Origin of the sequence: Phaeobacter sp. B1627 (assembly GCF_006265095.1) — a bacterium.
In the GTDB taxonomy this organism is placed as follows: domain Bacteria; phylum Pseudomonadota; class Alphaproteobacteria; order Rhodobacterales; family Rhodobacteraceae; genus Epibacterium.
In genome coordinates this window covers 1-4,440 of sequence record NZ_VCNK01000078.1, presented here as the reverse complement: position 1 = coordinate 4,440, position 4,440 = coordinate 1, and the positions used below count along the sequence as shown (strand labels likewise).

The 4,440-nt window shown below is 57.5% G+C and carries 2 protein-coding genes; one reads left to right on the top strand and one right to left on the bottom strand.

The window, feature by feature from the left end; genetic code table 11:
• Nucleotides 1-191: hypothetical protein (locus FGE21_RS20555; protein ID WP_255731677.1), on the bottom strand; the 191-nt coding region annotated here is incomplete at its 3' end.
• Here FGE21_RS20555 and FGE21_RS19610 point away from each other — a divergent pair.
• Nucleotides 172-4,086: an autotransporter domain-containing protein gene (locus tag FGE21_RS19610; protein WP_255731676.1), complete on the top strand. Its 3,915-nt coding sequence runs from the start codon at nucleotides 172-174 to the stop codon at nucleotides 4,084-4,086. The two genes, FGE21_RS20555 and FGE21_RS19610, sit on opposite strands and share 20 nt — an antisense overlap.
• Nucleotides 4,087-4,440: the final 354 nt, after the last annotated feature.

Sequence of the window (4,440 nt, the reverse complement as noted above, 5' to 3'; positions counted from 1 at the left end):
AGCGGCACCGGGCCGCTCAACCTCTCGGGCCTGACCCAGGGCACGCCTTCGAATGCCAGCTTCGGCACCACCACCATCGCCACCAGCACGGTTGCGGCCGGGGGCTCCGAGGCGGCGGCGATCAGCATCACCTTCACGCCCGGCTCGACCACCGATGGGGCGAGCTTTTCGGTGCCGTTCAGCTTCACCACCAATGATGCCGAGGATGGCACCGATGAGACCACCTATAATGTGACGATCTCCGGCACCATCAATGCCGAGGCGGAGATCGACAATCTCACCTCTTCCACCGGCAACAGCGTCGCGGATGGCGGCACCGATACGATTGCGACGGCGATCGACAGCGGCACGGCGGTCACGGTGACTTATACGGTGGCCAATAGCGGCACCGGGCCGCTCAACCTGTCGGCGCTGACCGCGGGCACGCCTTCGAATGCCAGCTTCGGCACCACCACCATCGCCACCAGCACGGTTGCGGCCGGGGGCTCCGAGGCGGCGGCGATCAGCATCACCTTCACGCCCGGCTCGACCACCGATGGGGCGAGCTTTTCGGTGCCGTTCAGCTTCACCACCAATGATGCCGAGGATGGCACCGATGAGACCACCTATAATGTGACGATCTCGGGCACCATCAGCGTCGGGGTCGAGGCGGAGATCGACAATCTCACCTCCTCCACCGGCAACAGCGTCGCGGATGGCGGCACCGATGATCAGGGCAATAAGCTGGCAGGGGTCGTGGAAACCGTCACATACACGGTAACAAATTCCGGGGCTTTGGATCTGACGTTGGAGACTGCAGTCTCTTCGGACTTGACCAATGTCATAGTCGAGTCCATTGGCGCACCCGCTACCAGTGTTGTCAGCGGCGGTGGAGGCACGACTGAATTTGAAGTGCAATATAGACCTCAGGCCGCCGGAGCATTTTCGTTCGATGTAACCTTTGTGACCAGCGATAGCGACGAAAACCCATTCAGTTTCACCGTGAGTGGCGCTGCTATGACGGCACCAGTCTTCACTCAGGATTTCGCACCGGATACCATCCGATCTGATGAAACTGCCACCCTCACCTTTACGGTCAACAACTCGGCGAATGGGGCTGCGGCGACGGGGCTGGAGTTTAGCAATACCCTGCCCACAGGTCTGAGCCTGGCATCGCCCAGCAATGCCGCGACCACCTGTACCGGCGGGACGCTGACCGCAGCAAATGGCACCGATACAGTAAGCTATACAGGCGGGACCGTTGGCGCCTCAGCGAGTTGTACGGTCACGGCCAGTGTGGTCGCCTCCAGCGATGGATCCTATTCGAACAGCTCTGGGGATCTGACATCAGATTTCGGAAATTCAGGTAACTCTTCGGCCACGCTAGCCGTTGCGTCGCCTGAAATTGACGTGCAACGTCCTGCGTCGACATCGATCGCAAGCGGGGGCACTGACGATCAGGGAAGCCTGACGGTGGGTGAGCAACAGACCCTAACGTATACGATCGCGAATCAAGGCACGGCGACGCTGACGCTATCGGGCACTCCGACAAGTGGCTCGGCCAGCAACGTGACCATTGACACCATCTCGGCGCCAGGGGCATCGTCCGTCCCGGCGGGTGCAAGCGCAACCTTCACCGTTGCCTTCACGCCAACCCTCGAGGGTGACTTTTCTTTCGGGTTGGTTATCGCGAATGATGACGCGGATGAAAGCAGCTACACGCTCACAGTAAGCGGCACAGCAGTTGGCGGCACTGCGGAGTTTGACCTCGGAGGCGCAGGGGGTGGCTCACTCACGAGTGGCCAGACGGACACCATTTCAGAGGTGGTGACCATCGGAGCGTCAGAGGTGATTACCTATGTGATCACCAATCCAGGGACTCGTCCTCTTACCCTGATCACACCAACGGTTGCTGGAAATATCTCGAACCAGAACAACGTTGTCGTCAACAGTATTTCGCTTGGGGCAAACACACTTTCGGGCGCTGGCGCGTCAACAACATTGCAGATCATCTACACTCCGATTGAAAGCGGGTCGTTCAGCTTTGACTTTGTGATCTCTTATTCTCTGGATACGAGCGCCCCGCCAATCACGGACCCGAATGGCGGCACCAACCCGGGCAATGTTCGCCAGTTCAGCATCACCGTCGAGGGCATAGCGAGTGGAGCACCTGAAATCGAAGTTTCCTCTTCGGAAAACGGAGCTCTCAGCGATGGCGGAACCGATACCGTGTCTGCGACGGTTGCAAGTGGGACCGCCACATCGATCACCTACACGCTGACCAACTCAGGCACAGATACGCTGACAATCACGCCTCCCACAGTCAGCGGCAATGTCAGTGGCGCGACCAACGCAACGGTCAACGGCCTGACGTTGGGCGCGACCTCTCTGGCCGCAGGTGGGGGGACGACAACACTTGTCCTGTCCTATACCGCGACATCAAGCGGGACCTTCGGCTTTGATGTGAGTCTTTCCAACAATGACGATGATGAAAACCCGTTCAATTTCCGTGTCAGCGGTACGGCGCAGAATGTCGCCGTCGGCCTGCAGATCGTTTCGGGATCAGACCAAAGCGTTGAGGTGAACGCGGCGTTCGATGCGCCGTTGGTCGTTACCGCGACGGCCTCGAATGGAGAAGGCGTAGCCGATGTTCCGGTGACCTTCACGGCACCTGCAAGCGGCGCATCGCTGGTATTTGCCAGCACAGGCACAAACACTGAAACTGTCACGACCGGACCAAACGGCACTGCAACAAGTTCAAACTTGACTGCAAATGGCATTTCTTCAACTTATCAGGGCACAACCACTTTGGCGCCCTATGCTGTCACGGCCAGCGCGCCGGGTTTGAGCAGCGTTTCGTTCTCAATGACCAATACCCGCAATGACGCAGCCGATATTCGTAAAACGCAGGAGGTCATCGCTTCCTTCATAATCAATCGCGCCAATACCATCGTCTCAAACCAACCTGATCTGGTCTCGCGCCTGTCTGGTGGCGGATTTGGGAGGCAGAACGGCGGGAACGGACTCAGTTTCAGTGCGAATTCGAGCGGTCATTCTGGCAGTTTTAGATTCAGCTATCGCGCCTTTGCAGATCAGATACATCGTAAAAATGACGCCACCGCGTGGCGATCCGCGTTGAGCTCTGCATCTGCGCAGCCAGGAACGGCAGAGGGCAGCGCAGGCGCTTCCGTTGCGGAGCAAGATACCCCGGCTGCAGAGAATATGCCCAGAAGACGAATGTCGTTTGCACGCACAGAGGAGGCAGGCTCATTCGCTGCGCGCGCATACCCTGGTGCCGGAGGTGATGTCATCAAGCCTGCATATTCCGCAAAGGCCGGTTGGGACTTCTGGGCCCAAGGAACCTACGCGATCAGCCACAACATCAACTCCGACAGTAAGACAGGCCTGTTCTTTGCCGGTTTGGACTATCGCAAGTCAGACAATGCGCTCTACGGCGTCATGGCACAGCTTGATATAAACGACGAAGAAAACGCTGCGGCAGGCTCGTCGGCAAAAGGTGTCGGCTGGATGGTTGGCCCCTATGCTGTCTTGCGGTTGCGAGACAATCTGTATCTGGACGTCTCCGCGACATATGGGCAATCTCACAACAAGGTAAATGCGCTCGGCCTATTTGAAGACGATTTTGACACAGAGCGCGTCCTGCTCCAGGGAGGTCTGACGGGGGATGTAAAGGTCAGTCCGACACTGATGCTCAGGCCTTTTGCGCGTCTGACCTATTATTACGAAAAGCAAAAGAGCTATACTGACTCTCTGGGACGCACGATCCCGTCGCAGGACTTCGATCTGGGGCGATTTGAGTTTGGTCCCAAGCTTTCATGGGAACTCGCACAGGGCAATGACATGATCTTCTCGCCCTATCTGACCTTCTCTGGCATCTACGATTTCAACAAGCTGCAGAGCGGCTCTCCGTCAGACCCGAGTCTCGCTTCATCTGACTCGGATTTCAGGGGGCGGTTGGAAGCGGGCGCAGTCTGGTTTGTGCCTGACCGGGACATCAACATCGCCATTGAAGGCTTCTATGACGGTATTGGCGCGTCCGGTTTCGAATCCTATGGGGCCTCGGTGAACGTCAGAATTCCGTTTTGATGCACATGGCGTGACGGAGCTGGTCGAACCGTGGAGGGGACCGGGCGAGGCACAGTTGAGCTTGCCGTGTTGATCTGCAAAGGTTTTGCGGGCCCCGCAGGGGCTCGTGGACCAGCAAAACGATTGACCTCTTTCCCTGAAACTCCTGCAGTTTCCTGTCACGTTCACCTGATTGAAGGACGAAAAATGAAGACGAGAGGCACCGGCAAAGAGATCATCCAGATATTGAAAGAGTAAGGCGTCCCCAATTTCCTAGACGCTTGCCTCGTTCATTTGCGTCTGTTTTAATTCATCGACGACCTTGATGTCGCCGGACACATTCTGACTTGCTGCGGTAATCCCCCCATTTTTAAT